The 24026-nt window shown below is 67.9% G+C and carries 16 protein-coding genes; 6 read left to right on the top strand and 10 right to left on the bottom strand.

The features are described from left to right. Positions 1-3 precede the first annotated feature (3 nt). From sufC to AB7M35_RS06315, 4 genes are read right to left on the bottom strand one after another with little or no spacing between them, the layout of a single operon-like run. Positions 4-750, bottom strand: a complete 747-nt coding sequence (gene sufC, locus AB7M35_RS06300) for a Fe-S cluster assembly ATPase SufC (RefSeq protein ID WP_453960633.1) — start codon at positions 748-750, stop codon at positions 4-6. 13 nt (positions 751-763) lie between these two features. After that, complete coding sequence (locus AB7M35_RS06305; protein ID WP_453958133.1) at positions 764-1108, bottom strand: hypothetical protein; 345 nt, start codon at positions 1106-1108, stop codon at positions 764-766. A 7-nt stretch (positions 1109-1115) separates the two neighbouring features. Next, the gene (gene sufB / locus AB7M35_RS06310) at positions 1116-2633 is read right to left on the bottom strand and encodes a Fe-S cluster assembly protein SufB (protein ID WP_453958134.1); all 1518 of its coding nucleotides are present in this window, start codon (positions 2631-2633) and stop codon (positions 1116-1118) included. Continuing rightward, positions 2533-3861, bottom strand: coding sequence for a cysteine desulfurase family protein (locus tag AB7M35_RS06315; RefSeq protein WP_453958136.1), 1329 nt, complete (start codon positions 3859-3861; stop codon positions 2533-2535). The genes sufB and AB7M35_RS06315 overlap by 101 nt, the downstream gene beginning before the upstream one ends. A gap of 238 nt (positions 3862-4099) precedes the next feature. Here AB7M35_RS06315 and AB7M35_RS06320 point away from each other — a divergent pair, with 238 nt between their 5' ends. Then, positions 4100-4753, top strand: a complete 654-nt coding sequence (locus tag AB7M35_RS06320; RefSeq protein WP_453958138.1) for an alpha/beta hydrolase — start codon at positions 4100-4102, stop codon at positions 4751-4753. 25 nt (positions 4754-4778) lie between these two features. On the opposite strand, the gene AB7M35_RS06325 is transcribed toward AB7M35_RS06320, so the two are convergent. Further along, positions 4779-5882, bottom strand: a complete 1104-nt coding sequence (locus tag AB7M35_RS06325) for an anhydro-N-acetylmuramic acid kinase (protein ID WP_453958139.1) — start codon at positions 5880-5882, stop codon at positions 4779-4781. Positions 5883-5990: 108 nt separating this feature from the next. Between AB7M35_RS06325 and tyrS the strand changes: the two genes are divergently transcribed. Continuing rightward, a complete protein-coding gene (tyrS, locus tag AB7M35_RS06330; protein ID WP_453958141.1) occupies positions 5991-7244 on the top strand; it encodes a tyrosine--tRNA ligase in 1254 nt (417 codons plus the stop codon). Positions 7245-7334: 90 nt separating this feature from the next. Here the strand turns inward: tyrS and AB7M35_RS06335 are convergent, their stop codons facing one another. After that, complete coding sequence (locus AB7M35_RS06335; RefSeq protein WP_453958142.1) at positions 7335-10667, bottom strand: hypothetical protein; 3333 nt, start codon at positions 10665-10667, stop codon at positions 7335-7337. A gap of 243 nt (positions 10668-10910) precedes the next feature. On the opposite strand from AB7M35_RS06335, the gene bcp reads away from it, so the two are divergent. After that, positions 10911-11378, top strand: a complete 468-nt coding sequence (gene bcp / locus AB7M35_RS06340; protein WP_453958144.1) for a thioredoxin-dependent thiol peroxidase — start codon at positions 10911-10913, stop codon at positions 11376-11378. Next, positions 11375-12223, top strand: coding sequence for a ferritin-like domain-containing protein (locus AB7M35_RS06345; RefSeq protein WP_453958146.1), 849 nt, complete (start codon positions 11375-11377; stop codon positions 12221-12223). The genes bcp and AB7M35_RS06345 overlap by 4 nt, the downstream gene beginning before the upstream one ends. Positions 12224-12286: 63 nt before the next feature. Here the strand turns inward: AB7M35_RS06345 and prfB are convergent. The 3 genes from prfB to AB7M35_RS06360 all read right to left on the bottom strand — a co-directional run bounded on the left by prfB (position 12287) and on the right by AB7M35_RS06360 (position 17557). Then, positions 12287-13418 (bottom strand): peptide chain release factor 2 gene (gene prfB, locus AB7M35_RS06350; protein WP_453958147.1). Its coding sequence is split into 2 segments (ribosomal slippage): positions 12287-13348 and positions 13350-13418, totalling 1131 coding nucleotides; the frame shifts between segments, so codons are not numbered across the junction. 110 nt (positions 13419-13528) lie between these two features. Next, positions 13529-16033 carry a penicillin-binding protein 1A gene (locus AB7M35_RS06355; protein ID WP_453958149.1) on the bottom strand — a complete coding sequence of 835 codons (2505 nt, stop codon included), beginning with the start codon at positions 16031-16033 and terminating at the stop codon, positions 13529-13531. A gap of 279 nt (positions 16034-16312) precedes the next feature. Next, positions 16313-17557, bottom strand: a complete 1245-nt coding sequence (locus tag AB7M35_RS06360) for an N-acetylmuramoyl-L-alanine amidase (RefSeq protein ID WP_453958151.1) — start codon at positions 17555-17557, stop codon at positions 16313-16315. 658 nt (positions 17558-18215) lie between these two features. On the opposite strand from AB7M35_RS06360, the gene AB7M35_RS06365 reads away from it, so the two are divergent. Continuing rightward, on the top strand, positions 18216-20768 hold the full coding sequence (locus AB7M35_RS06365) for an Rne/Rng family ribonuclease (protein ID WP_453958153.1): 2553 nt from the start codon (positions 18216-18218) through the stop codon (positions 20766-20768). Positions 20769-20984: 216 nt separating this feature from the next. Here the strand turns inward: AB7M35_RS06365 and AB7M35_RS06370 are convergent, their stop codons facing one another. Then, entirely contained in the window at positions 20985-22100 is a 1116-nt protein-coding gene (locus AB7M35_RS06370) for a pyridoxal phosphate-dependent aminotransferase (protein WP_453960636.1), read from the bottom strand. Between the two features lie 378 nt (positions 22101-22478). Here AB7M35_RS06370 and AB7M35_RS06375 point away from each other — a divergent pair, with 378 nt between their 5' ends. Further along, positions 22479-23945, top strand: a complete 1467-nt coding sequence (locus tag AB7M35_RS06375) for a M48 family metalloprotease (RefSeq protein WP_453958155.1) — start codon at positions 22479-22481, stop codon at positions 23943-23945. Positions 23946-24026: the final 81 nt, after the last annotated feature.

Below are 24026 nucleotides of genomic sequence, written 5' to 3' on the forward strand. Positions count from 1 at the left end.
CCCTCACGCGGCCTCGACATAGTCGGCGTAGCCGCGCGCTTCGAGCTCGAGCGCCAGCTCCTTGCCGCCGGTCTTCACGATGCGGCCACCGGCGAGCACGTGCACCACGTCAGGCACGATGTGCTCAAGAAGCCGCTGGTAGTGGGTGATGACGATGAACGAGCGCTCGGGCGAGCGCAGCGCGTTGACGCCGTCGGCGACGATCTTCAGGGCGTCGATGTCGAGGCCGGAGTCGGTCTCGTCGAGGACGGCCAGCTTCGGATCGAGCACCGCCATCTGGAGGATCTCGTTGCGCTTCTTCTCGCCGCCGGAGAAGCCGACGTTGACGGGCCGGCGCAGCATCTCCTGGCTGATGGCGAGCTTGTCGGCCGCCGCCTTCACCCGCTTCATGAAGTCCGGCGTCGACAGGTTCGGCTCGCCGCGCTCCTTGCGCTGGGAGTTCAGCGCGGTCTTCAGGAACGTCATGTTGGCGACGCCCGGAACCTCGATCGGGTACTGGAAAGCCAGGAACACGCCGGCCGCGGCGCGCTCCTCCGGTTCCATCTCCAGCAGGTCGACGCCGTTGAAGCGGACCGTGCCCTCGGTGATCTCGTAGTTTTCGCGCCCCGCCAGCACGTGGGAGAGCGTCGACTTGCCGGAGCCGTTCGGGCCCATGATGGCGTGCACCTGGCCGGCGCCGATGTCCAGGTCGATCCCCTTCAGGATCTCGCGGTCCTCGACCCTCACGTGCAGGTTCTTGATCTCGAGCATGTTCGTCATCGTCTCAATGTCCGTCTGTTGCGTCGGGACCGTCGGCCGGCTCGCGCGTTCTGTCGCGGAGCGGCGCCGGGCCGGTTTCATGTTCGTTCGGGCGCCAGGCCCAGTCTCCGTCGGTTCTGGCGCGGGCAAGTCCCAGGAAGCCAAGGGTCCAGATGACCACGAAGCCGAGGTAGATGGCCGTGGCGGCGACCGCCGGGCCGGTGTTGGCTTCCGTCAAGGCAGCGATGAAGCCGAGCGTGGCGACGAACAGGACAGCCAGGTAGATCCCGATGGCCGCCCATCCCCGCCAGTCGACAGGCACGGCGCCGTATCCCCGCGTCTTCGGCCTGAACCAGAAGTGCGCGTCCATGCTGGGATCAGCCCACGGACCCTTCCAGGCTGACCCCGATGAGTTTCTGCGCCTCCACGGCGAACTCCATCGGAAGCTGCTGGATCACGTCCTTGACGAAGCCGTTGACGATCAGCGCGACCGCTTCCTCCGCCCCGATGCCGCGCGAGCGGCAGTAGAACAGCTGGTCGTCGGAGATCTTCGAGGTGGTGGCCTCGTGCTCGAACTGCGCCGAGGGGGTCTTCGCCTCGATGTAGGGCACCGTATGCGCGCCGCACTGGTCGCCGATCAGCAGCGAGTCGCACTGGGTGAAATTGCGCGCGTTGGTGGCCCGCCGGTGGGCCTGGACGAGACCGCGGTAGGTGTTCTCGGATTTGCCGGCGGCGATGCCCTTGGAGATGATGCGGCTCGACGTGTTCCGGCCGAGATGGATCATCTTGGTGCCGGAATCGATCTGCTGGTGCCCGTTCGAGATGGCGATCGAGTAGAACTCGCCACGCGAATTGTCGCCACGCAGAATGCAGCTCGGGTACTTCCAGGTGATGGCCGAGCCGGTCTCCACCTGGGTCCACGAGATCTTCGAGTTCGCGCCGCGGCAGTCGCCGCGCTTGGTCACGAAGTTGTAGATCCCGCCCTTGCCGTCCATGTCGCCCGGGTACCAGTTCTGCACCGTCGAGTACTTGATCTCGGCGTCGTCGAGGGCGATCAGCTCGACCACGGCGGCATGCAGCTGGTTCTCGTCGCGCTGGGGGGCCGTGCAGCCTTCCAGGTAGGACACGTAGGAGCCCTTGTCGGCGATGATCAGCGTCCGCTCGAACTGGCCGGTGTTCTGCTCGTTGATGCGGAAATAGGTCGACAGCTCCATCGGGCAGCGCACGCCCGGCGGCACGTAGACGAAGGAGCCGTCGGTGAAGACCGCCGAGTTCATCGTCGCATAGAAGTTGTCGCTGACCGGCACCACGGTGCCGAGATACTGGCGGACCAGATCCGGGTGCTCGCGGACGGCCTCCGAGATCGAGCAGAAGATGACGCCCGCCTTGGCGAGCTCCTTCTTGAAGGTCGTCACCACCGACACGGAATCGAACACCGCGTCGACGGCGACGCGGCCCGACGGCGCGCTGAGGCCGTCCTCGTCGAGGGTGCTGGCCTCGCCCTGCTTGCGGACGCCGGCGAGAATCTCCTGCTCCTTGAGCGGAATGCCGAGCTTCTCGTAGGTGCGCAACAGCTCCGGATCGACCTCGTCCAGGCTCTTCGGCCCCGCCGCCGTGGAGGGCGCGGAATAATAATAAAGGTCCTGGAAGTCGATCTTCGGGTAGTGCACCCGCGCCCAGGTCGGCTCTTCAAGCGTCAGCCAACGCTTGTAGGCCTCCAGGCGCCACTGCAGCATCCACTCCGGCTCTCCCTTCTTCTGGGAGATGAAGGCGATGGTGCTTTCATCAAGGCCCTTAGGCGCCTTGTCGGACTCGATGTCCGTGATGAAGCCGTACTTGTACTTGTCCAGGTCGATCGACTGAACCTGGTCGATCGTTTCTTGCACTGCTGGCATCGGTCTCTCCATCCATGGCGGGTTCAAGGCCCGCTGGTTGTCGAAGACGATCTGAATGCGACGCCGGATTTTCCGGACGCCGCGCGAAACGGTGGCTGACGGTCTGCCACGCGGAAAGGAGCCGCTCGATCTCCGGATCGGAGGTCGAAGGGCCCAAGCTGACCCGGATCGCGCCCGCCGCTGTCTCGGCCGGCACGCCCATGGCGCCGAGGACATGGGAGGCGGAGACCTTGCCCGACGAACAAGCCGATCCGGAGGACACGGCAACGCCGGCAAGATCAAGCGCGATCACGGCCGTCTCCGCGCTCACTCCGAGCACCGAGAAGGCCGACGTGTTGGGCAGCCGGGCGACATTCGCGCCGAAAACCGTCACACCGGGGGAGATAAGCATGAGCGACCGCTCAAACCAGTCCCTTTGGGCCGAAACGCGCGATTGTGAGGCGAGATCGTCGATCGCCCCGCGCGCCGCGGCCCCGAAACCGGCAATGGCCGGCGGATTCTCCGTGCCGGCACGCGACCGGCCTTCCTGACCGCCGCCGGTGATGAGCGGCGCGATGGCGAGGCCGGGACGCCGCACGACGGCGCCGGCCCCGCGCGGACCACCGATCTTGTGGGCCGACAGCGTGAGGACGTCGGCGCCGAGCGCGTCCAGCGACAGCGGCAGCCGCCCGGCCGCCTGGACCGCGTCGACATGCAGCAGGCCACCGGCGGCGCGCACGATGCGGGCGGCCTCGGCCACAGGCTGGATCACGCCGGTCTCGTTGTTGGCCGCCATGAGGGAGACCAGCATCGGGCCCTCGCCCTCGCCGAGCATCCGCTCCAGCGCGATGAGATCGATCACCCCGTCGGCATCGACGGGCACGACGGAGGCCGCGTCGGCGGAAAACCGGCCGCCGGCCATCACCGAGGGATGCTCCACCGCCGACACCAGCAGGCGCGTGAAACGGACCGGCCGGCCATCGACCTCCATGAGGGGTGACAGCGCGGTCTGGTTGGCCTCGGTGCCGCCGCTGGTGAAGGTGACCGCGGCCGGCGCGACGTCGCACAGCGCCGCGACGGAAGCGCGCGCCGTTTCGATCAGCCGGCGCGCGGCCCGACCCTCGGTGTGGATCGACGACGGGTTGCCGACGAGCGACAGGGCGTCGACGACCGCGTCGCGCGCGGCTGCCGTCAACGGCGCGCCCGCGTTCCAGTCGAAGAAGACCCGGCTCTTCGCCGTCGTCGCCATCTCAACCCCGATCGATTCCGGAAAAATCTTGCAATGGGCGGCCTGGCTGTGGATAACCCGCCCACTCCGTCGCCATCCGAATACCACGCGGTGCGTTCCGCGCGGCGCGCTATCGGTTTCGAACGGTTCCAGATTATCTTAGTGTAGGAAGGTGACCCTTGCCGTCAAGATTTTCATGTCTTGCGACGACCCCGGTGCCGGCCTTCCCCCGCAACAGTCTCCTAAAGGATTCGATCCGATGCCCGAAGTGATCTTCGCAGGCCCGGCTGGCCGCCTCGAGGGCCGCTTCCAGCCTGGTAAAAACCGCAACGCGCCGATCGGGATCGTGCTTCATCCGCACTCGCAGTTCGGCGGGACGATGAACAACCAGATCGTCTACAACCTCTTCTACATGTTCCAGAAGCGCGGGTTTGCCGTGCTGCGGTTCAATTTCCGCGGCGTCGGCCGCAGCCAGGGCGCCTTCGACCACGGCTCGGGCGAGCTGTCCGATGCCGCCGCCGCCCTCGACTGGGTGCAGACCATCCATCCGGATGCCCGCGCATGCTGGATCGCCGGCTTCTCGTTCGGCGCCTGGATCGGCATGCAGCTCCTGATGCGCCGCCCGGAGGTCGAGGGCTTCATCTCGGTGGCCCCGCAGCCGAACCTCTACGACTTCTCGTTCCTGGCGCCCTGCCCGTCGTCCGGCCTGATCATTCACGGCGACGCCGACAAGGTGGTGCCGATGAAGGACACCCAGACGCTGGTCGACAAGCTGAAGACCCAGAAGGGCATCGTCATCGATCAGCAGATCGTGCCGGGCGCGAACCACTTCTTCGAAGACAAGATCGACATCCTGATGGACCACTGCAGCGGCTATCTGGACAAGCGGCTGACCGACGAAGGCCACATGTAAGCGCCTTCGCGTTAAGTCCTCGCGATCACGGGCGGGCGAGCACGCCGCCCGTGATCGGCGCCGGCACGCCGGTGGTCTTCGGAAAGGTGATCGGCAGACGGTTCAGCGCCCGCACGGCGAGATAGCCGAACGCCTGCGCTTCCAGGAACGCCGCCGACCAGCCGAACGCGTCGGCACTTTGCGGCACCAGGCCGGTCGCCTGCTCCAGCGCCGCCATCAGGACCGGATTGCGCGCGCCGCCGCCGCCGATGATCAGGCTCTTCGGCGCCACCTCCAGCATCGCCAGTCCCCGCGCCACCGCGCCCGCCGTCACCGCCACCAGCGTGGCGGCCGCGTCCTCGGTCGACAGATGGTCGACGAGCGTGCGGTCGAAGTGGCTGCGGTCAAGGGACTTCGGTGCCGGCCGGTCGAAGTAGGAATCGTCGAGATAGGCACGCACCACCGCCTCGTCGATTTTGCCCGCCGCCGCCCGCGCGCCGCCCTCGTCCATCAGTTCCCCGTGCCGCGCCTCCATCAGGTCGTCCAGCAGCGCGTTGCCGGGACCCGTGTCGAAGGCGACGATATCGCCGCCGGGGCCGACACAGGTGACATTGGCGACACCGCCGATGTTGAGGACGGCGGCGGGGAGCGGCAAGCCCGCCTGCAGCACCAGCGCACGGTGAAAGACCGGAACCAGCGGAGCGCCCTCGCCGCCGGCCGCCACGTCCGCGGCGCGCAGATCGTAGACCACCGGAATGCCCAGCCCGCGGGCCATCGCCGCCCCTTCGCCGAGCTGGATGGTCATGCCACGCTCGGGCGCGTGCATCACCGTCTGGCCGTGGAAGCCGACGACGTCCGGCACGCGGTCGAGACCAGCGACGAAGGCCGCCACCGCCTCGGTCTGGGCGCGGGTGACCCAGGCCTCCGCCTCGGCGAGCGGCGCCGGCCGCGCCGTGCGGTCGTCGAGGCCGAGAGCCACCTCGTTGGCGCGCTTCAGAAGCTGTCGAAGCGCCACCGGATAGGGTGTGAATTCGGTCGGCCCGAGCACCACGGAGGCCTCACCGTCGGTCTCCACCAGCGCCAGATCGACACCATCCATGGACGTGCCGCTCATCAGCCCGACGGCGCGCATCACCCGACCGTCGCTCATTTCGACACTCAATCTCCACTCCGCATCTGGAATTTGTCGGCAAGGCTGGTAAACCGCGAGGCCAAAGGGGCGGTCCGGCCCCGACCGATACCACAGGATCCTCGTTCCATGACCGGCTTCAAGTCAGACTTTCTGGCGACGCTCTCCCAGCGCGGCTTCATTCATCAGGTCTCCGACGAGAGCGGCCTCGATGACCTGTTCCGCACCGAGACGGTAACCGCCTACGTCGGCTATGACGCCACCGCGACCAGCCTGCACATCGGCAACCTGATCTCCGCGACGATGCTCTACTGGATGCAGGAGACCGGGCACCGGCCGATCGCGCTGATGGGCGGCGGCACCTCGATGGTCGGCGATCCGTCGTTCCGCGACGAGCAGCGCGGGCTGCTGACGCCGGAGGCCATCGACACCAACATCGCCAGCATCAAGCGGATCTTCTCGCGCATCCTGCGCTTCGGCGAGGGGCCGTCGGACGCGCTGATGGTCAACAACGCCGACTGGCTGATGAAGCTGAACTACGTGGAGTTCCTGCGCGACGTCGGCCGGCACTTCTCGGTCAACCGGATGCTGTCGTTCGACAGCGTGAAGATCCGCCTCGACCGCGAGCAGTCGCTGTCGTTCCTCGAATTCAACTACATGATCATGCAGGGCTACGACTTCGTCGAGCTGAACAAGCGCTACGGCTGCCGGCTGCAGATGGGCGGCTCGGACCAGTGGGGCAACATCATCAACGGCGTCGATCTGGGCCACCGGATGGGCACGCCGCAGCTCTACGCGCTGACGACGCCGCTGCTCACCACCTCGTCGGGCGCCAAGATGGGCAAGACCGCCAACGGCGCCGTGTGGCTGAACGAGGACGTCTTCAGCGCCTACGACTTCTGGCAGTACTGGCGCAACACCGAGGACGCCGACGTCGGGCGCTTCCTAAAGATCTTCACGCGCCTGCCGCTCGACGAGATCGCCCGCCTGGAAGCGCTCGGCGGCGCGGAGATCAACGAGGCGAAGAAGATCCTGGCGACCGAGGCGACCGCCATCGTCCATGACCGCGACGCCGCCGACAAGGCAGCCGAGACGGCCCGCCAGACCTTCGAGGCCGGCACGCTGGCCGACGACCTGCCGACGGTGGCGGTGGCGATGGGCGAGCTGGAAGCCGGCATCGGCGTGCTGGAGGCCTTCCGCCGCGCCGGCCTGGCGGCCAGCAACGGCGAGGCTCGCCGGCTGGTGAAGGGTGGCGGCGCCCGGGTCAACGACCAGGTGGTCGACGACGAGCGTCGCGAACTCGGCGCCGGCGACCTCACCGGCGACGGCGTCATCAAGCTATCGCTCGGCCGCAAGAAGCACGTGCTGCTGAAGGCGGAGTGAGAGGGGCATCCCTTCCTGACGGGATGACACTGGCTCTGGAGCTGTGTCGCCCCGGCCCAGCCGGGAGCCATCCGTAGCGTCCCGGAGGCCTCAGTAGCGGTTGTTGCGGCCGTCGCCGGTCACCGGCCGATCGAAGGCGGGCACGCCGTCGGCGTCCTGCTGCTCGAAGATCCGGCGGAAGATGCCCGGCGTCACCGCAGACACCGGGTTGAACGAGAAGGACGGGCTCTTCAGCGGGCCGTCCAGGCGGAAGGTGACGCCAAACAGGCCGCCGTCCTTGCCGCCGCCGAGGATCTCGCCGAGCACCGGCACCCGCCCGAACAGGTTGTTGATGGCGTAGGCGGGGATGACCGTGCCGCTGATCTGCATGCGGTCGTTCTCCAGGTCGAGCACGCCGCCGGCGGTGCCGCCGATCGATGGGCCCTTCAGGACCGCGTCGGTGATCTCGACCCGGCCGCCGCTCTCGCGGAACGGCACCACGAGGTCGTCGAAGCCGCCGGTGGTGCGCGCCGCCTCCGGCCGCTGGAACGCCAGCGGACGCGGATCGGAGTTTGACCGCCCGTTGCCGCTGACCGTCTTGTTGATGAGGTCGGCGACGGCGGGATCGCCGGAGACCTCGAACCGTTTCACGTTGATGACACCGGTGGTCGGCCCGTCATTGTGCAGCGTCGCGTCCAGACTGCCCTCGCCGCCCACCAGACGCTGATAGATGCCGAGGAACTTCAGGACCCGGCCGGTGTCGCCGGTCGCCACCGAGAGCACCCTGCTGCCGCCCTTGCGGGGGGCGAGCGTCGCCGCGATGTCCTTTGAGCGGCCCCCGTTGCTCGATGCCGTCAGGTCGAGGGAGCCGAGCTTGTCGCCGTTCAGCCGCACGGTGCCGTTGAGGTCGGTCAGGTTGATGCCGCCGTTGCCCTGGACGGTGTCCAGCGCCACGCGCAGATTGAGCGGGCCGCTCATGCCCGAGGCGCCACCGCCGTCGCCGTCGGCCCGGTTCTTCAGCGAGGCCAGGAATCCGCGCCCGTCGAGCGAGCGGCCGGTGAGCGAGACGTCGTACCCGCCCTTCGCCGCCTGCTGCACCTTGAGCGTCGCCTGGTCGTCGGGCCGCAGCGCGAACCGGTCGAACACCGCGGAGGCCAGCTGGCCGTCCTCGATGCGCACCGCGCCGACGACATCCAGGCCGTCCGACGTGACCTTCAGGTCGTTGACCTCCACCGTCTTGTCGATCTCGACCAGCTCGAACGAGGCCTTGGCGGGCACGCCAGCCCCCTTGGTCCAGCCGAAGCCCGGCACGGTCAGCCGCGCATCCTTCAGGTCGGCGACGACGCGCCGCTTGCCGTCGGTGGAATCCACCACGCTGATCTCGATCGGGCCGCCGAGCAGCGACCCGAGGTCCCAGCCGCGCTTCTTACGCTCGGCCTCGGTGAGGACGAACGACACGTCGCCCGCCTGCCCCTGGTCGGCGCCGGAGAAGACCGCGGTGTAGTCGATGGTGGCGTTCACCCCATCGACGGTCGCCTTGCCCTTCAGGGTCGCCTGGGTCTGGTCGGCGACCACCGACAGGGTGGCGCCCTTCACCGTCTTGCCCTGGATGGGGACGGAGCTTGCCACATCGGTGAGTTGGGCCTCGAGCGCCCACTTCAGCGCGTCGGGCTGGATGGTGTCGCCGAGCGGTCCGACCGCGTCCACCCCGGCGGAGATCGTGCCGGTGAGGTCGCCGGGCGCAACGCCAAGCAGCTTCAGCGCATCGATGGGATCGAGGCTGGTCAGCGACGCCACCGCGGCGGCGGACCCCTCAAGCTGGGTGCGGATGGTGCCGATGGGCGGCTGCGCGATCACCGAGGGAATGTCGGCGTAGAATTCCTGGATCGAGATCGGCCCCCCTTCGGGCGGCTCGAGTGCAGCGGTGTTCGCATGGAGCGTCACGTGCTGGTTGGCCACCACCGCCGTGCCTGCCGCCCGGGTCATCGCCGGCAGTTCGCCGGGCAGCACCAGCGAGGCATCGCGGTAGGTGATGGCGATGTCGATGGTGCGGTCCATCGTGCTGTTGCTCTGCGGGTCGCCGTCCATGTCGAGCGGCAGCAGCGAGAACTCCATCTCCGCGGTTTCGATCTGCCCGCTGCGCACGTTCTCCACGATCCACTTGCGGGCCTCGTAGCCGAGGGTCACCGGCCACATCCGCAGGAGGGTCGCGGCCGACATCGGCGACAGGCTGAGCGCGGCGGCAAGGTTGGGACCACTGGGTCCGAAATCGAAGGAACCCGCGCCCATCATCGCGCCGGACGTCGAGCGCGCGACGAACTTGTCGAACGTGAGATAGCTGCGACTCGGGATGAGCGTGCCGGATACGGAGAGGACGGGGATGTCCAGCGGGGGGCCGTCGATGTCGTCGGGGGCTAGCCGGGCATTGTCGGCCGTGAGCTGGTACTGCCAGGTGTCGCTGCCGTCATTCGGCGGGGTGAAGATGCCCTTCCCCGTCAGGAGCGTCGAGCCGGCGACGATCTCGATCGGGTCGAGGGTGACCAGATCCGCAGCCGCGTCCCAGGTGGCCGCGATCAGCAGGCGATCGACCGTCCGCGGCGGGTCCCGGGCGATCTGGAACACCCCCTCGTCAACACCGATCTGGAACCGTGCCTTCTCCAGCTTGCCGTCGGTGGAGAACCAGGCGGCCAGCTCCGGCGACAGGCCAAAACCGGACTTGATGATCGGCAGGTTGAGAAGATCGGTGAGCCCGAGCCCCGTTCCGCCGGCAACCAGGCGCGAGCCGTCGGGATGGCTCGAGCGGTTCATGGTGTAGTGCCAGCCGCCGGATTCGGCGCGGCCCCGCACGTCGATCGCGACGTCGCCATCGGCCTCCGGACGCAGGGTGGCGTTGATCTCGGTGAAGATCCGGTCGGGCAGGCGCGCGTCGGGCACGGGGACGCGTATCTCCCCGTCGTCGATGCGGAACGTGTTCAGCCCGTAGGTGCGCGCGATCGTGGAGAGACGCGCCAGGCGCTGCTCGAGCTCCGGCAGGAAGGCGACGGGCAGCGGCGGACCGCGTTCAGCCGCCGCGCTTCCCGGCTCGTCCGGTCCGGCCGTCGGATAGTTGACGCTGAGCTTCGGCTTCTCGATCGCGATCGAATGGATTCGGATCTCGCCGGAAAACAGCGACTTCGTGGACACGTCGAAAACGGTGCTGGGGGCACTGAGCGTGCCGGCAGGCCCGCGCAGCACCACCTCGCGCACGAGGATCTCGAAGCCGCGGTTCTTCGCCCATGCGATCGATACGCCACCGACCTCGACGCGACCGTTCTTGCCCGCGAGGCTGGTGAGGATCGTCCGAACGGTGCGGTCGGCGACCGGAATATTGAGGGGCGCGGAGAGGATGCGGATGACGAGCGCCGTCAGGAGGACCAGCAGAACCACGCCCGCCAGCCCGGCCAAGCGAGCGGCCTTGCGCGGGCGAGAACGCCCGCGACAGAAGAGATGGGCATGGAAGAGCCGGTTCGGCCCGCGTCCTTGTCTCATGCTCGCTTCAGCCAAGCTCCAGGCGACGCGACCGGCGCGGCGCCTTGACCGGCGCCCCGTGGCAGGCAACACCCCTGCGTGGGGTGGCGCGGCCGTTCCCAGAACGCATCATTGGCAGGCCGGGGCCGATCCCCAGCCAGACACAACGAGGTCCACGAGATGAGCACGCTTTCCGAAGGCGATCCTGCACCGGATTTCAATCTCCCGACCGACGCATCCGGCACGGTTTCGCTGTCTTCGTTCGCCGGCAAACCGGTCGTTCTCTACTTCTACCCGAAAGACGACACGCCCGGCTGCACCAAAGAGGCCGTGACTTTTTCGGAGCTGATGCCGCGATTCGCGAAGCGCGGCATCCAGATCATCGGAGTGTCACCCGATTCCGTCGCCAGCCATATGAAGTTTCGCAACAAGCACGATCTCGGCGTGGCGCTGGGATCGGACGAAGACAAATCGGTATGTCAAAGCTATGGCGTCTGGGTGGAGAAATCCATGTACGGCAAGACGTACATGGGGGTGGAGCGGGCAACGTTCCTCATCGGACCCGACGGCAAGATCGCCCGCATCTGGCGCAAGGTGAAGGTGCCGGGCCACGCGGAAGCCGTGCTCGAGGCCGCCGAGGCACTGTGACCGACGGCCGGCCCGCGTCCACGACCCCGCCGCCGCCCGCATCGCTGGCGGCGGCGGCGCGCACCATCGTCGCCACCGCCGACCTCGACGCCAAGATCGCGTTGTCCCATCGCACGGCCACCCTGTGGTTCGCCCGCGAGATTTCGCTGCGCCTCCCGTCGCTCGACCCGCCGCCCCCCACACGTCCCGGCCGCCCGGCGGAACCACGCCTGCTCGCCCCGCGCGACATGCCGCGGCGATCGTCGGACAGCCGCAAGGGGCACATCGCCCTCTTGCATGCGATCGCCCACATCGAGCTCAACGCCGTCGATCTCGCGTGGGACATCGTCGGCCGCTTCGCCGGCGAGCGCGTGCCCCGCTCCTTCTTCGACGACTGGGTGACGGTCGGGCTGGAAGAGAGCATCCACTTCGGCCTGCTGCGCGACCGACTGGCCGAGCTCGGCGCACGCTACGGGGACCTGCCCGCCCACGACGGCCTGTGGCAGGCGGCCGAGGAGACCGGCGGCGACCTGACCGCGCGGCTCGCCATCGTGCCTTTGGTCCTCGAGGCCCGCGGCCTCGACGTCACCCCCTCGATGATCGCGAAGGCCGAAGCGCGCGGCGACACGGCCGACGCCGCCGTCTTGCGGCGGATCTACGAGGACGAGAAGAAGCACGTCTACTACGGCGCCAAGTGGTTCCGCTTCCTGTGCGACCGCGAACGCCGGCCGGCGGAGCCCACCTTCCACGCCCTGGTGCGCAAGCATTTCCGGAGCGCGCTGAAACCGCCGTTCAACGACCGCGCGCGGTCCCAGGCTGGCCTCACCCCCGGCTTCTACCGGCCGCTGGAAACGATCCGGACGTAAAAAGGGCGCCCTGCGGCGCCCTTTTCGATTCGGTCCATCCGATCCGGTCGGACGAAGGAGGCGCTACTCGACGTCCGCGATTTCCGCGGCGGTGTCGCCGTAGGCGCGCTGGGCGAGCGAGGCTTCCATGAAGGCGTTCAGGTCGCCGTCGAGCACGTCGGAGGGCGCGGTGCTCTCCACACCGGTCCGCAGATCCTTGACCAGCTGATAGGGCTGCAGGACGTAGGAGCGGATCTGGTGGCCCCAGCCGATGTCGGACTTCGACGCGGCCTCGGCCATGGCCTTTTCCTCGCGCTTCTTCAGCTCGGCCTCATAGAGGCGCGCGCGCAACATGTCCCAGGCGGTCGCCCGGTTCTGGTGCTGCGAGCGGCCGGTCTGGCAGGCCACCACGATGCCGGAGGGCGCGTGGGTGAGGCGCACGGCGGAGTCGGTGGTGTTGACGTGCTGGCCACCGGCGCCGGAGGAGCGGTAGGTGTCGACGCGCACATCGGCTTCGTTGATCTCGATCTCGATGGAATCGTCGATCACCGGGTAGATCCAGACCGAGGCGAAGCTGGTGTGGCGGCGGGCCTGGCTGTCGAAGGGCGAAATCCGCACCAGCCGGTGCACGCCGGATTCGGTCTTCAGCCAGCCGTAGGCATTGTGACCCTTGACGTGGATGGTGGCCGACTTGATGCCGGCCTCTTCGCCGTCGTGGACTTCCAGCGTCTCGACCTTGTAGCCGGCACGCTCGGCCCAGCGCACGTACATGCGCAACAGCATGTTGGCCCAGTCCTGGCTTTCGGTGCCGCCGGCACCGGCATGGACTTCCAGGTAGGCGTCGTTCGCGTCGGCCTCACCCGACAGCATCGCCTCGACCTGGCGGCGCGCGAGCTCGGACTGCAGGGTCTTCAGCTGCTTCTCGGCATCCTCGACGATCGTCGCCTCATCCTCGGCTTCGCCGAGCTCGATCAGATCGACGGTGTCGGTGAGTTCCTGCTCGAGACGGCGCACGGCACCGATCTGGTCCTCCAGCGACTGGCGCTCGCGCATCAGGCCCTGGGCGACCTCGGGGTCGTTCCAGAGGCTGGGATCCTCGGCCTTTGCGTTCAGCTCGTCGAGCCGCTTGAGTGCCTGATCCCAGTCAAAGATACCTCCTCAGCAGGCCCAACGCCTGCTTGATTTCCTCGACCGTGTTGATCGTGTCCGTTCGCATCGCAAATGTCCGATTGGGGTGGCACGGCCCCGCCACGCGGGCGGGACCACCGACATAAGGGGTCGGGACCGATCGCACAATCGCCGAGCGGTCCGCACAGGTATGGAGGGCTAGTAGAGGCCGCCGGTGCCCGACAGCACGGCCCGCTCGCTCTCGCGCGTCACCGAGGAGCGCGACGACTTGCCGTTGTTGCTCATGCCGATAACCGAGAAGGTGTCGCCCGGGGCGGTGCCCGGCTTGAACGCCTCCAGGATCACGCCCGGTCCGCCGTTCGGCGCAGGCTGCCCCGACTTCGCGTAGACGGGGACGAGCTTGATGCCCTCCGGCACGCGGAACTCCACGCCCGGCTTGTCGGCAAGCGCCTCCTTCATGAAGTCGATGAAGATCGGCGCGGCGATCTGGCCGCCGGTGGCGCCACGGCCCATCGGGCGCGGCTGGTCATAGCCGACATACACGCCGGCCACGAGGTCCGGGGTGAAGCCGATGAACCAGGCGTCACGCTCGTCGTTGGTGGTGCCCGTCTTGCCGGCGATCGGCTTGCCGAGAACCTTGACGCGGGTCGCGGTGCCGCGCTGGACGACGCCTTCCATCATCGAGGTGATCTGGTAGGCGGTCATCGGATCGAGCACGTACTCGGATTCGTCGATGATCGTCGGCTCCGGCTGGTTGTGCCATTCGTCGGCCACGCAGCCCTGGCAGACGCGGTCGTCGTGCCGGTAGATCGTTCGGCCGTAGCGGTCCTGGATGCGGTCGATGAGGGTCGGCGTGACCTTCTGGCCGCTGTTGGCGATGATCGAATAGGCCCCGACCATCCGCATGACGGTGGTCTCGCCGGCGCCCAGCGCCATGGGCAGGTACGGCTTCAGCTGGTCATAGATGCCGAAGCGGCGCGCGTACTCGACCACGAGCGGCATGCCCATGTCCTTGGCGAGCCGGACGGTCATCACGTTGCGCGACCGCTCGATGCCGTAGCGCAGCGTCGAAGGGCCGGCGAACTTGCCGCCGTAGTTCTTCGGACGCCACACGGCCTGGCCCGCGCCGGGATCGATCTCGATCGGGCCGTCGAGCACGACGCTCGCGGGCGTGTAGCCGTTATCGAGAGCCGCCGCGTAGACGAACGGCTTGAACGACGAGCCGGGCTGGCGGTAGGCCTGCGTGGCGCGGTTGAACTCGCTTTCGGCGTAGCTGAAGCCGCCGACCATTGCGAGCACGCGGCCGGTGTGCGGATCCATCGCGACGATGCCGCCGGAGATCTCCGGCACCTGGCGCAGCCGCCAGATGTCGTTCCCGTCTTCGGTCCCCTCGACCTTCTGCACGTAGACCACGTCGCCGCGCTTCACGAGATCGGTCATGTTGCGCACGCCCGTGTAGCGGGCATGGTCCTGGCCCCGCTTGGGACCGTCCTGCAGCCGGCGCCACGCGGTTTCCTTGTAGGGAATGCGTCCGCGCTCGCGCTCGATCGACAGCGCGCCGGACGCCAGCCGCGGCGGCTGAAGACCGATGGCCGCCTCGTTCTCGTCGACCGACAGAACGACGGCCAGGCGCCATTCCGGAATGTCGGAGTAGGCCTCGACCTCGCCCACGCGGGCACCCCAGTCGGCGCCGTTGTCCAGATCGACGGTGGTCACCGGACCGCGCCAGCCGGTGCGCTTGATGTCGAAGTCGATCAGCCCGTTCATGAGGGCGTCGCGCGCCATCACCTGATAGGCGGGGTCGAGCGTCGTGCGGACCGAGAGGCCGCCCTGATAGAGGCCCTTCTCGCCATACATGGAGGCGAGCTGGCGGCGCACTTCCTCGGCGAAATACTCCGAGGCCAGCAGGTGCGAACCGGTGTCGCGCGGGGTCACCCGCAGCGGCTCGTTCTTGGCTTCCTGGGCCTGGGCCTCGGTGATGAAGCCGTTCTCCAGCATCCGGTCCAGCACCCAGTTGCGGCGCTCGATCGCGCGGGCCGGCTCGCGGAACGGGTTGTAGTTGTTCGGCGCCTTGGGCAGCGCGGCGAGGTACGCCACCTCGGCGATCGTCAGCTCGTGGACGGACTTGTCGAAGTAGACCAGCGCCGCCGCGGCGACGCCGTAGGCGCCCATGCCGAGATAGATCTCGTTGAGATAGAGCTCGAGGATCCGGTCCTTGGTGTAGGCCTGCTCCATGCGCAGCGCCAGGATCGCTTCCTTGATCTTGCGCTCGATGGAGACCTCGTTGGTCAGCAGGAAGTTCTTGGCGACCTGCTGGGTGATCGTCGACGCGCCGACGGGGCGACGGCCCGAGCCGCGGTTGCGGAAGTTGGTCACGGCGGCGCGGAACACGCCGCCGACGTCGACGCCGTTGTGGGAGTAGAAGTTCTTGTCCTCGGCGGAGAGGAACGCTTCCTTGATGATCGACGGGATCGCCTGGATCGGCAGGAACAGGCGCCGCTCGGTGGCGTACTCGGCCACGAGGCTGCCGTTCGACGCGTGGATGCGCGTCATCACCGGGGGCTCGTAATTGCGCAGCTGGGTGTATTCCGGCAGGTCCTCCGACATCTTGGAGATGTAGAAGCCGACGGCGCCAGCCGCGATCAGGCCGAGCACCACGCCGATGCCGAACAGGTAGCCGAAGGTGTTCAGTAGGAAGCGCATCGTGCCGTCTCAACTCCACCCAGTGTCGAACTGGAAATCTGTTGTCCGGCGCGTCCCCCGAACGCCGGCACCCATCCATTCGCCGTGTCAGATGCACGCGAGATCCGGCATCACGCCGGTCCAGCCTGCCGATAGCCCGCCTCCGCCGGCGGCGCACGTCAATTCATCGCGATGGGTGAGCCATACCGCCCGCGCCCATCGGCTCGCAAGACATAACGACGCATCGCCCATCACTTCGCCGCCAGACAATGCGTCTGAAAAGTGGTGTCATCGCGGCATTCACTGCGTGGTGCGTTCGGTTTTTTGCCGGGCGATACGGGGGGCGAAGAAGCGGTCAACCGCCTCCCTCAGCGCCTCGGCGGCCCGGTCGCGCCACTCCGCGTCGGTGAGCAGCTGCTCGTCGTGGATGTTCGACAGATAGCCGAGCTCGATCAGCACCGACGGGATGTCATGCGCCTTCAGCACCCGGAAACGCGCCGAACGGTGCGGGTTCTTGTGCAGTTGAACGGCGGTGCCGAGCTCGTCGATGACCTCCTCCGCGAAGTGGTGGGAGAAGACCTTGGTCTCGCGCCGCGCCAGATCGATCAGGATGTCGGTCACCTCGTCCGTCGCTTCGTCCGCCTCGATGCCGGCGAGCACGTCGGAACGGTTTTCCCGCGCCGCGATCGCCGCCGCCTGGGCGTCGGAGGGACGTTCGGAGAGCGTGTAGACCGTCGCGCCGCGCACGTAGTTCTGCGGCGCCGAATCGGCATGGATGGAGACGAACAGGTCGGCTCCGTACCCACGCGCCACCTCGACGCGCTGACGCAGCGACAGGAAACGGTCGTCGTCGCGCGTCAGGCGCACGTCGACCTCGCCCGACGCCATCAGATCGTCCCGGAGCTTGCGGGCGAACGACAGCACCACGTCCTTCTCGAACACCCCGCCCTTGCCGACCGCGCCCGGATCGACGCCGCCGTGGCCGGGATCGATGACGACGACAGGCCGATTTCCGGTGACCGGCTCGCTCTTCTCCGCCAGCGCCGGCTCGGCACCCGCCCGCTTGCCACGACTGGTCTTGACCGCCTCGGCGAACTCCGCCGCGCTGGTGGACACCATGTCGACGATCAGCCGGCCTGGCTGGTCGGCGACCGGGGGAAGGAAAAAGGCATGCTCGACCGCCACCGGACGGTCGACGTCGAGAACGACGCGCGCCTGACCCGCCGCGAACTGGCCGTAGCGCCAGGCGCTGATCATCCCGCCCGCGTTGCCGCCGGCCTCGGGCGGCAGATCGAACGTCACGTTTGCGAGATCGATGATGACGCGATTCGGATCCGGCAGGACGAACGTGCCGAACTCGACGCTTTCGCCCAGCTCGATGACGAAGCGGGTCCGCTCCGCATCGCCGCTGACCTTTGCGCCGGACGCGACGACGACCTTGCCGTCGCCGTCGGGCGCAGCAGCGGCAGCCGACCCGGCAAGCCCCGCGGCAAGCAGGCAGAAAAGGCCCGCGATCGTCGCCACGGCCACGGTTGAACGGCTCAAAGTTACACCTCGTCTCCTGCAGCCCACCGCCGGTGCCTATAGCCGATTAGCGGACCGCCGTTAACCGGGGCTTGATGCCGATTGCCCAACGGACGTGCACCGATCAATTGCTTGCCAATTGCCTGCGACACCCGTAAATATCTGGACTGCGGATGATTTCCTTTGTCCGAGCCTCGCTGTTCCGTGTGAAGAGAGAGGCGCAGCCCCTCCCCCCTTATTCGGGCGACGGTCATGGCGGGAACTACCCGCGCCGTCAGCTGTCTATCGGATGGCGGGCAAGCCGGACTGGGAAGCGCTGCTTGCGCCGGACCCGTTCCTCCTGCGGCCGTACAAACGATACGGTCTCGGCGGACGTGGGCTTCGGGGCGCAGCAGTGTCCTGCCGAACACGAGATGATCGGCACATCCGCCCATGGCGTCAGTCACGTCATGGCCTATCCATTGAGTTTGCTTGAGCGCGTGATCGATGCAGTCCCTGTCCACGAGCACTTACGAGGCTAAGCCGGTCCGCACGGACCGAGCCGCCCTGTGCGTCGGGGCACGCCGCCGCGCTTGTACCCCCATCATCGTCCAATCGACACAAATCGTCTCCGTCCGGCTTCTGGCGCGCGCAGGACCGCCGCCGTTGCACCGGCCCGGAGGCAAGGAGTTTGCGCCCTATGGCCAACAAAATGCTCGTCGACGCAGCCCACCCGGAAGAAACCCGTGTTGTCGTCGTCCGCGGTAATCGCGTCGAAGATTTCGATTTCGAAGCTGCCGCCCGCAAGCCGCTCCGTGGCAACATCTACCTGGCGAAGGTAACCCGGGTCGAACCGTCCCTTCAGGCCGCGTTCGTCGATTACGGCGGAAACCGCCACGGCTTCCTCGCCTTCAACGAGATCCACCCCGACTACTACCAGATCCCGCACGCCGACCGCGCGGCGCTCCTGGCCGAAGAGGCCGAGGAAGCCGCCGAGCAGCGGCGCCATGACGATGCCGCCCACAAGGCGCACGGCGACGGCAACGACAAGGCCCAGTCGAGCGACAATGGTGACGGCGGGGACGAGGACAGCGTCGAGTCGGTTGGCGCCGAAGACGCCATGGACGAGGTGCAGGACCGGCGCAGCCGGCCCCAGCGCAAGTCCTACAAGATTCAGGAAGTCATCAAGCGGCGCCAGATCCTGCTGGTGCAGGTCGTCAAGGAAGAGCGCGGCAACAAGGGCGCGGCGCTCACCACCTACCTGTCGCTGGCCGGCCGCTACTCGGTGCTGATGCCCAACACGGCGCGTGGCGGCGGGATTTCCCGCAAGATCACCAGCCCGCAGGACCGCAAGCGCCTGAAGGAGATCGCCGGCGAGCTGGAGGTGCCCGAGGGAATGGGCGTCATCCTGCGCACGGCCGGTGCAAGCCGCACCAAGCCGGAGATCCGGCGCGACTTCGAGTACCTGCTGCGGCTGTGGGAGAACGTCCGCGACCTGACGCTGAAGTCGGTGGCGCCGAACCTCGTCTACGAGGAAGGCAGCCTGATCAAGCGCTCGATCCGCGACCTCTACAACAAGGACATCGACGAGGTCCTCGTGTGCGGTGAAGCCGCATACAAGGAGGCCAAAGACTTCATGCGCATGATCATGCCGAGCCATGCGAAGAACGTGAAGCCCTACCGCGAGATCACTCCGATCTTCACGCGCTTCGGCATCGAAGCACAGCTCGACGCGATGTTCTCGCCGCAGGTGACGCTGCCGTCCGGCGGTTACATCGTCCTCAGTCCGACCGAGGCGCTGGTGTCCATCGACGTCAACTCCGGGCGGGCGACGCGCGAGCACAACATCGAGGCAACGGCGCTTCAGACCAACCTCGAGGCGTCCGAGGAAATCGCGCGGCAGCTGCGCCTGCGCGACCTGGCCGGCCTGGTCGTGATCGACTTCATCGACATGGAGGAGAACCGCAACAACCGGTCGGTGGAGCGCAAGCTCAAGGAATGCCTGAAGGTCGACCGGGCCCGGATCCAGGTCGGGCGGATCTCGCATTTCGGCCTGATGGAGATGTCGCGCCAGCGCATCCGCCAGGGCGTGGTGGAGAGCTCGACGACGCTGTGCACCCACTGCCACGGCACGGGCATCGTGCGGTCGACCGACTCGGTGGCGCTGTTCGTCCTGCGCACCCTGGAAGACCACCTCCTGCGCAACGCGACGCATCATCTGAACGTGCGCGCGCCCGTCGAGGTGGCGCTCTACATCCTGAACCAGAAGCGCCAGCACCTGGCGGATCTGGAGACCCGGTTCGGCCTGAGCATCTCGATCACGGCCGACGACGGTCTCGGCACCAAGCACATGGAAATCGACAACCGGGAACTGGTCGAGCGGCCGGAGGGCGTGGAACCGCCCCAGGCCGTCATCATGATCCACCCGGAAGAGCCGGACGAGCCCGACGACGTCACCGAGGAAGACGAGAGCGACGACGAGGCCGAGACCGATACCCGCGCCAAGACGGGCTCGAGCGATGGCGACGGTGAAGGCGGGCAGCGGCGTCGCAAGCGTCGTCGGCGCGGTCGCCGCAGCGGCTCTGACAGCGAGCCGGCGGCTGCCGGGTCGCGCGATGACGCCAAGCCGGAGGCGTCGGCTTCCGAGGCCGGCGACGAGACCGACGAGCAGTCCGATTCCGACTCCGAAGCGACCCAGGCCGGCGACGACGAAAACCGTCCGCGCCGCCGGCGTGGCCGCCGCGGTGGCCGCCGCAACCGGCGCGAGCGTGGCGAGGGAGAGGGCGAGAACGGCGAGACGTCCCAGTCCGACGACAACGCCTCCGATGCGTCCGCCGGGTCGGAAGCCCCCAGGGTTTCCGAGGACGCGGGCGCCATCGAGCAGCCTTCCGAGCCCCCGGTGGAAGCGGCCGAGCCGACCGCCGAGGCACCGGTGGCCGACGCCGATGAAGCGCCTGCTGCCGCCGAAGTCGCGGTGGATGAGGCGATCCTGACCGCGGACAACGACCAGGGTCCCACCGAGCAGGACGCTCCTGCCGAAGAGGCCGAGGCGGAAGCAGTGGCTCCCGAGACCGCGAAGACGGAAAGCCCCGCGGCCGAACCGGACGAGCAGGTCCGCAAGAGCAGCCGGCACCGGATCCACGGCACCCCGACGCCGGAGACCGAGGCGGCGAGCGCGGCCGACGAGGACGAAAGCGACGAGAGCAAGTCGCGCTCCAAGCGCGGATGGTGGCAGCGGCGCAGCTTCTTCTGAGGCAGCCCCGGCCAACCGCTCGATATCAGGAAAGGCCCGGCGCTCACTGCGCCGGGCCTTTTTCGTTTCCGCTCCAGCCAGCGCCCGCTGGCGGGACGCTCCGGCACGCCGCCTCCCCGCGTCGTTCGCACCGGAACCGCACATCTGGCACGTCTCAGTTGCGTCTCACGCCAGACCCCATGTCCCGATGGGACTCCCGAGCCGCGGCGCCGGACCTCAGGCGCGCTCCGCCAGGAAGCGGGCGAGGCGTTCCATGCCCTCGACCATGTCGGCGTGTGGCCCGGCGAGCGAGAATCGCACGAAGCGGTGGCCGTTGGTGCGATCGAAGTCCGGGCCAGGCGTCACCGCCACCCCGGCCTGCCGCAGCAGATCGCTGGCGAAGACGACGGAATCGTCGGCGAACGGCGTGATGTCCGCATAGAGGTAGAAGGCCCCGTCGGCGGGCAGGATGGTCTGGAATCCGAGCTTCGGCAGGCGGTCGAGCAGGAGCGCGCGGTTCTCGGCATAGACCTCGCGGACGCGCTCGAGCTCGTCCTTCGCCTCGAAGGCGGCGAGCGCCGCGCGCTGGGAGAGATCGGGAACCGAGATGAACAGGTTCTGGGCCAGCCGCTCGATCGGCCGCACCAGCCGGTCGGGCACCACCATCCAGCCGATCCGCCAGCCGGTCATGCAGTAGTATTTGGAGAACGAGTTGACCACGATGGCGTCGGTCGAGGTCTCCAGCGCGCTCGCCGCGCGGCGGCCGTCGTAAGCGAGCCCGTGATAGATCTCGTCGGAGACGAACCACATCCCGAGGTCTTCCGACCGCCGGACGAGCGCCGCGAGCGCCTCGGGCTCCATCATGGTTCCGGTGGGGTTGGCGGGGCTTGCCACCAGGACGCCGGCGAGCGGACCGTCGGCCGCGGCGCGGTCGAGGTGGTCCGGCGTCAGGGCCCAGCGCGTTTCGGCCGTGGTTTCGATCTCGACGGGAACGAGATCGAGCGCCTTCAGGATGTTGCGATAGGCCGGATAGCCGGGCGACGGCAGCGCGATGCGCGCTCCGGCGTCGAAGCCCGCCAGGAAGGTCAGTACGAAGCCCGCCGAGGAACCGGTGGTGACGACGACATTCTCCGGCGCGACCTCGACGCCATACGTCTCGTGATAGTGCCGGGCGATCCGGGCGCGCAGGGCGCCGCGGCCCAGCGCCTCCGTGTAGCCGAGCGAGCCCTCGAGCGCGGCGCGGGCCGCCGCGAGCACGGCGGACGGGGCCGGAGCCCCGGGCTGGCCGACCTCCATGTGAATGATCGAGCGCCCCGATGCCTCCAGCCGCGTCGCCTCCGCGAGCACGTCCATGGCCAGAAAGGCGTCGACGTCGCTGCGCGCTGATGGTCCTGGTCTCAAAGATCCACGTCCTTCCTGTTCGCCGATCCGGCACGCGCGGGCCCCCGGTCGGGATGCCGCTCACGCGCCGTTGACAGCGTCTGCGTCCCGTGAGGACGGCGCTGCCCAGTTGTCGCCCCAATTCGACGGTGGGTTGATCCCATGCCGTGCTAATGGCCATCACAGCGTGTCGGAGGGCCTGCCGAAACCTGTCGGGACAGGCGGCTCCATCGGGCAGCTTGGCAACCGCCGGCTGGGCTGTGTTCGTCCGTTCGAGTAGTCTTTCGCTTCCTGGTACCGTTGCTCGGTCCAGGTAATCCAGACGTACCGCATCCGATCATTGGGACCCAAATGGTTGATCCGCACCATTCGTCGCAGCAGACCGCCGGTCGCTGCCCCGAACCGACCGGTTTCGAAGCCGCGCCTTCGCGCCGCGGCCGCCGCGTCCCCGTTCTGCCGGTCACGCTCGCCGCACTTGCCGCCGCCCATCTGGCGCTCGCGCCGGTGCCGGCCGCCGCGCAGGGCCGCAGCCTGTCCATCGTGCGCGACGCGGAGACCGAACAGTTGCTGCGCGACTACACCGCGCCGATCTTCCGCGCGGCCGGGCTGGCCAGCACGAACCCCGAGATCATTCTGAACAACGACGATTCCTTCAACGCATTCGTGGCAACGCCCCGACGGATGTTCGTGAACACCGGCGTGTTCTCGCGCTCCGACACGCCGAACGAGGTCATCGGCGTGCTGGCCCACGAGACCGGCCACATGGCCGGCGGGCACCTGATCCGCCTGCGCGACGCGATCGCCCGCGCCCAGGTGATGGCGGCGCTCGCCACCGTCGCCGGTGTCGGCGCGATTGCCGCCGGTGCGGCGACCGGAAGCTCCAGCGCGGGCGCCGGCGGCGCCGCCATCATCGGTGGCGGCATGGGGGCGGCGGAGCGCTCGCTGTTCTCCTACCAGCGCACCGAGGAACTGACCGCCGACCGGGCGGCGCTAACCTATCTGGAGCGCACCAAGCAGTCCGCGAAGGGGCTTCTGAAGACGCTCAGCGACATCGCCGACCAGCAGCTCTTCTCGTCGCGCTTTGCCGATCCCTATGCCCAGTCCCACCCGATCGCACGCGACCGCATCGCCCAGCTGGAAGAGACCGCCAAGAAGAGCCCCTACTGGAACGCGACCGATTCGCCCGCGCTCCAGCACCGCCATGACATGGTGCGCGCCAAACTGATGGCGTTCACCAAGCACCCAAACCGGGTGCTGCAGGCCTATCCCCGGTCGGACAACAGTCAGCCTGCCCAGTATGCGCGCGCCATCATCGCCTATCGCACCGGCAAGCCACGCGAGGCGCAGCAGGTCATCGACGCGCTGATCCGCACGGAACCGTCGAACCCGTATTTCTGGGAGCTGAAGGGCCAGGCCTGGATCGAGTCCGGCAATCCGAAGCAGGCGATCGAGCCGCTCCGCAAGTCGGTTTCGCTCGCCCCGGCGCCGGGCCTGATGCGTATCATGCTGGGCCAGGCGCTCGTCGCCGCCAACGACCCCAAACTCCTTGGCGAGGCCATCCAGCAGCTGGAACTCGGTCTCAAGGCGGAGCCGGATTCGGGGCTCGGCTACCGTCAGCTGGCCATTGCCTATGCCCGGCGCGGCGACATCGGCCTTGCCGACGTGGCCACCGCGCGGTCGATGATGATGCAGGGCCAGTTCGAGGAAGCGAAGCGCTACGCCAACCGCGCTCAAGCGAAATTGAAGCGAGGAACCCCCGGGTGGCTTCAGGCGGACGATATCCTGGCGTATAGCCCACCCAACATGCGAACCCGCTAGGGTGCGCACATCGATCACGAGGACGCCGTCTCCGCCCTCACCCGACCCGCGCTTCCGGATGGCCGGCGGCGATACACAGAC

This window comes from Amorphus suaedae, assembly GCF_053629675.1.